Here is a 4,956-nt window from a genome sequence, read left to right as displayed (position 1 = left end):
GGTTTGTAGATAATCCAGACTGGGGAAGTATCTGGAAGTACGTGCCAATTGGCGGCTCAATGGTCTATTCAACTCTTGCGTTGCCAGCCCTGTCTCTGGCAATCCCTAATCTCAAGCGATAGCTAGATTAGGGTTGTTGAAGCTTTTCCCTCTCTCTTGGTTAAACTGCCGGTTGGCTCAACTGGATTGGTTGGCGGTAAATATCACCCGATTGGGGGGTGACACTACTATAACACTGCTGCTAACTCTAGAAGACAAGTCAGAATCATTCAGAGTAAAGTCTTTCCAACTGAGTCAGTTATTGGATTGACGGCTTGTCTCATCTATTTTATTGCCATCTCTATTTTTCTCCGATTCAGCGAGAAGAACCCAACTATACTCATAGGAGTTAGTTGGGTAAGATGTCAACAAGTTTAGCGATAGTTTTCTTAGATCACCAATCGAGCCGGAAAAAGTTGACAAATTAAATATTATATGAGTCAGTAGAAGCAAGACATGTCCTGCCCCTACTGATGGTGGGTAAAATCGATTACGCTATTTTAGTGCATTCGTTGTATAGCAACCGCTACAACGATTAGGACACGCCTGCTTGCATCGAAACAATAAACGGCATTCGTCTGAGGTTCTAATGACCTTGGCGACTGCTATAATTACGGTTGTGCCGAAGGTAAGGGTACATTAACAGGAGTTTTCTGAGACGCCAGTGACTCACCCACCAGATTGCTAAGTCCCGCCGCATTCAAAAGCTTAACCCACTGATTCGTCACTTCTGAATCACTCGGATAGTTGCGGCGCAGTTCAATGAGCTGTGCTAGAGTATCCTGCCAAAGTTCTTCCTCAGCATAGAGTTCCACTTTTTTTATCGGTGATGCCTGTGCTAACTGAGTTTCTAGGGTAGGATCGAGTGCTACCCGTCTCACCCATCCTTCAACCACCAAATCATTAGAGCGTTCGTCTTGGGGTGGGCACAGAATTGAGAAAGACCAACGATAATCCTCACCCACCGCCAAGGGTAATAAGCTAACGTCGTGAGGTAGATTCAATGTGATTATGCCTGACTTGCCGTTAGTCCGGAACTGGCTTTGATAAACCAGATTTCCCTCGCTATCCTCCAGGACAAACTCAACGGGTAAGGTTGTGCTGGGAGCAAGTGAAGCGGGTAGGTAAACAAAAAAGCTAGGATAAGCCGCAACGGTTGTACCAAAGCCATCGCTAGGGATTAAAGCCGTTAAGGGTTTCCCTACAACAGGGCAATTGCCCCCAGAACCTCGGGTTGCCCCTCCTTCAACACGACTCGGTGCGCCGATTCCTCTGGGGGGTTGGTATTTGTTGGTTGTCCAGGTTTGGGGTATTCCTTGAGCCTGGAGAATTTGGGGGCTGTGGATCAGGGCAAAGCTTACGGCAAATAGCCCTAGTTTTACCCCCACAGCCAGAGAAAATCGGCAAAAACGATGTCGCATTGATACCATGACGGTGACTCAGTAATTAGTTCGGATTTGTTCTTGCCTTCTGAGCTACTGGTTCTTCGACAATTTGCTCTAGTCCTACTGAACTGAGCAGTCGGCTCCATGCCGCCTTTAAAGTGGGATCATTGGGGCGAGTGCGACGCAGTTCCACTAAGGTATTGAGCGCATCATACCAAAGTCGTTCCTGAGCATAGATACCCACTCGCTGTTCCGGCGTTGCTTGTTGGAGGCGGCGTGCCAGATTGGGATCGGGTTCCACGCGCTCGAATACACCATCGACATAGACATCACCAGAGCGATCATTGGTATTGCATATTAACCTTAACTGCCATTTATATTGCTTACCAGTCTCTGGGGGAAGAACACTACTTTCTAAGTTAGGCAGCGTTAAGCTCATGATACCGGGGGTATCAACAACGTATTTTTGATCGGTGTCATGGGCGAAGGCGTACTTCGTGGAGTAAATTTCCTCACCATTGGCATTTTGCACCAACAACTCTACCCCCCAACCTGTGTTTTTCGGTAGATACCAGGAGAGAGTAGGATACTCGGCTATGGTTTTGCCGACACCAGACTCAGGAACCAATGCGATCGGAACTCGACCTGTGTTTTCAGTAATACAAGGTCCTCTTGTACCACCACCTTCTCTATTACCTGGAAGACTAGCACCTTGCCTGTCTGATGGAGTGAATTCCCATTCGGTAGGGATTTCGCGGCTGAGGGGTGAATCTCCTAACTGTGCTTGTACCCCGGTGGCAATATTAGCCACAAGTCCTAGGGTTAACCCTAAAGCTACTACAGTAAAACGGGATGAACGAGTAAACCAAGCCATAATAATTTAGAACTCCTACTTAATCAGAGTCTTGCTTTTGGAACAATATGTCTAAGCAGACACTTAACCTTCCTACAAAGGGGGTGATAATTGCAGAATTTTCAGGTTTTTACTTAAATGATTTGCCTGAATATTTCTATTTTAGCGTGAGATAGGGAGTGAACTGACACCCAGAATTCCCCTCTTATCTGAATCTTTATATTAATTTTTCCCTATCTTGATATTGATTGTTTTATTCAACAGAACTATCTCCTGAGTTGGACAACGATTCAGGTAAAGTGGCACTCCTGTTTGGATTCAATTGCTCAGAAAGACTTTGTAAGCCAACTGAGTACAATAACTTGTTCCATGCGGCTTGCACGTTGCGATCATTGGGAAAATCCTGATGGAGTTCTACCAATGTCTCTAACGTGTCATACCAGAGCAATTCCTGGGCATAGAGGGCTACTCGTTCTTGGGGAGTTGCCTGTTGAATCCGCATGGTTAACGTTGGACTCGGTTCAACCCGCTTAATCCCACCACCCACTACAATATCGGCTGAACGCTCCTTAGGGTTGCAAACCAGTACTAATTGCCAGTAATATAGCTGATTAGCTTTCAGGGGAGCAAGATTGGCAGAGGTGGGAATGTCTAGGCTCATAATTCTGGGCTTATTTGTCTCCCCTGTCGCCGACGGCTTCAAGGAATACTTAACCCGGTAAATTTCTTCATCACTAGCGTTCCAGAGTACAAACTCAACTGCCGATGCAGTTGTTGGTGGCATATACCAGAATAATTTGGGATATTCTGCCAACGTTTTGCCGATCAACGATTCTGGAACTAAAGCTATTAGTGATTGATCAGGCGGGGTACACTCTGGACCTCGCGTTCCACCAGCTTCTCGATTTACAGGAATCTGATCGGCCGTTGAACCGTCTGGAGTTCTGAAGCCCCACTGATCCGGTAGTTGAGCACCCAAAGAGGTAGTTCTAACCTGGGTTGGCACTTGAGCGACTAGATTGGTCGCTAGCCCTAGTGTCAACGCGATGGTTAAAAATGTTAGGTTTGATAAGCGGGTGAAACAAGTCATAATTCAGATATACACTCGTAGAACCGAGTCCTTAGTATATAGATGTTATAGCAGAAGCCAATGTTCCATACTTTGGTTAGTTTCCGTCAAACATTATCAGTTAGCTGGGTCACTCAAGCATCTGCCTTTAGTGGACTGTTGCTGAATTAGGAGTTTGTCGTCAGCACCGCCAGCACGGCTAGTACGCTTTGAGTCCGACGATGAACCTTGGTTATGCCAGTACCCTTGTTTTAGATTGTTAATATTTTAACTTTAGACATAGGCAATTCCGGAACTTTGTTTCCACTCTTATCTAAATCTTCATCACTCTTAAAGCCGATTCCTGATTTCTGTACCTTTATCGCCTGAAAAATTAAATTCTTTGTAAAGATATAAAATCTTCTTTATCTCTTGTCTTCTCTCTTGTCTCCTTCAAGTGGGAAAGAGGGGATTGGAAATGGGTGAACCGGGAAATTCTTCCTTGTCTCCCCCGCACCTGGAGCGCCTGGAGAACCCCTGCACCCAGAAGCGGTGATCACAAACTTCTGTCGTCCTGCTTGATTAATGTGCTACTTTCCCTGACAAAGGGTTGGGCAATTATATCTAGCCCTACAGACTTGAGCAGTTTGTTCCAAGCTGTAATCACCGCCTGATCGTTGGGGCGATCGCGCCGGAGTTTAACCAAAATCTCTAATGCCTCGTACCAAAGTCGTTCCTTTGCATAAAGTACCACACGTTCCTCATGTGGTGCTTGCTGTAAGCGACGGGCTAGGGTAGGGTCAATTGACACTCGCTCGATTGTGCCTGCCATATAAACATCACCGGATGGATCATTGGGATTACAGATTACTCTGACAATCCAGTCATACTCTTGACCCACTTTCAGCGGCAGAGAGCTACCATCTAATCTTGGTAGAGTTAAACTGAGTATGCCTGGAGTGCCAACCACCAATTGTGCGTTTGTACCCTGATAATCTTTTGGGGTGTAACGGGCAAAGGCGTACTTGGTCGAGTAAATTTCCTGATTATCACTATCTGTTAGCTTAAACTCCATGCCCCAAGCCCTCGTTTGGGGTAGATACCAAAAGATAGTGGGATACTCCGCAATTGTCTGTCCCATACCAGATGCTGGTACTAAGGCGACGGGATAACTGCTTAGGCAACCCGCAAACGGTAAATTGCGGCTATCTGGTAGACTTGAATCACCAGAATTAGGCAATGGCGCGGATTCCCATTGATCAGGTAACTGAGAACTGATGGAGGTATTGCTCAACTGCGCTTGTATCCGAACGGGCTGTTTCAGGCTTAACCCCACCGTTACAACTATTGTTACTAAAGCGGTTATGGCAACTTTGTGTGGGAAGAAACGGATGAATTTAAGCATACATAAAAAGCTACTATTGTCAATAAAACTATTGAATGAAAACTATCCAAAATAGCTAACCCATGTTCAAATGTGTTTACGCACATTTAGCTTGCTTCGCCGGAAGCCCCGCACCATAGCGGTACACCGAAGAGGTGTCGGGATGGATAGGCGGTCAATCAAGGGGGTTCAATACCCTTTTGATTGACAATCTCCTAATAAGTTCAAGGGAGCAAGTCATTCTGAG

4 protein-coding genes are annotated in these 4,956 nt (G+C 45.9%); all 4 read right to left on the bottom strand.

Annotated features, from left to right (window positions below; all coding sequences use genetic code 11):
• Nucleotides 1–650: 650 nt before the first annotated feature.
• Nucleotides 651–1,469 (bottom strand): DUF928 domain-containing protein, encoded by an 819-nt coding sequence (locus tag RID09_RS27520; RefSeq protein WP_446339102.1) that lies wholly within the window; start codon nt 1,467–1,469, stop codon nt 651–653.
• A gap of 16 nt (nt 1,470–1,485) precedes the next feature.
• On the bottom strand, nt 1,486–2,298 hold the full coding sequence (locus tag RID09_RS27515) for a DUF928 domain-containing protein (RefSeq protein WP_446339101.1): 813 nt from the start codon (nt 2,296–2,298) through the stop codon (nt 1,486–1,488).
• Nucleotides 2,299–2,530: 232 nt separating this feature from the next.
• Nucleotides 2,531–3,367, bottom strand: coding sequence for a DUF928 domain-containing protein (locus RID09_RS27510; RefSeq protein ID WP_446339100.1), 837 nt, complete (start codon nt 3,365–3,367; stop codon nt 2,531–2,533).
• Nucleotides 3,368–3,881: 514 nt separating this feature from the next.
• The gene (locus RID09_RS27505) at nt 3,882–4,730 is read right to left on the bottom strand and encodes a DUF928 domain-containing protein (protein WP_446339099.1); all 849 of its coding nucleotides are present in this window, start codon (nt 4,728–4,730) and stop codon (nt 3,882–3,884) included.
• Nucleotides 4,731–4,956 lie beyond the last annotated feature (226 nt).

Origin of the sequence: Coleofasciculus sp. G1-WW12-02 (assembly GCF_040219735.1) — a bacterium.
Taxonomy (GTDB): Bacteria; Cyanobacteriota; Cyanobacteriia; order Cyanobacteriales; family Coleofasciculaceae; genus Coleofasciculus.
The sequence above is the reverse complement of the archived record's forward strand: the minus strand, read 5'-3'. Positions and strand labels throughout refer to the sequence as shown.

Bases quoted from the DNA above. Each gene is read 5' to 3' on its own strand.
- RID09_RS27520 (WP_446339102.1), bottom strand. From the start codon at position 1,469: ATGGTATCAATGCGACATCGTTTTTGCCGATTTTCTCTGGCTGTGGGG.
- RID09_RS27515 (WP_446339101.1), bottom strand. From the start codon at position 2,298: ATGGCTTGGTTTACTCGTTCATCCCGTTTTACTGTAGTAGCTTTAGGG.
- RID09_RS27510 (WP_446339100.1), bottom strand. From the start codon at position 3,367: ATGACTTGTTTCACCCGCTTATCAAACCTAACATTTTTAACCATCGCG.
- RID09_RS27505 (WP_446339099.1), bottom strand. From the start codon at position 4,730: ATGCTTAAATTCATCCGTTTCTTCCCACACAAAGTTGCCATAACCGCT.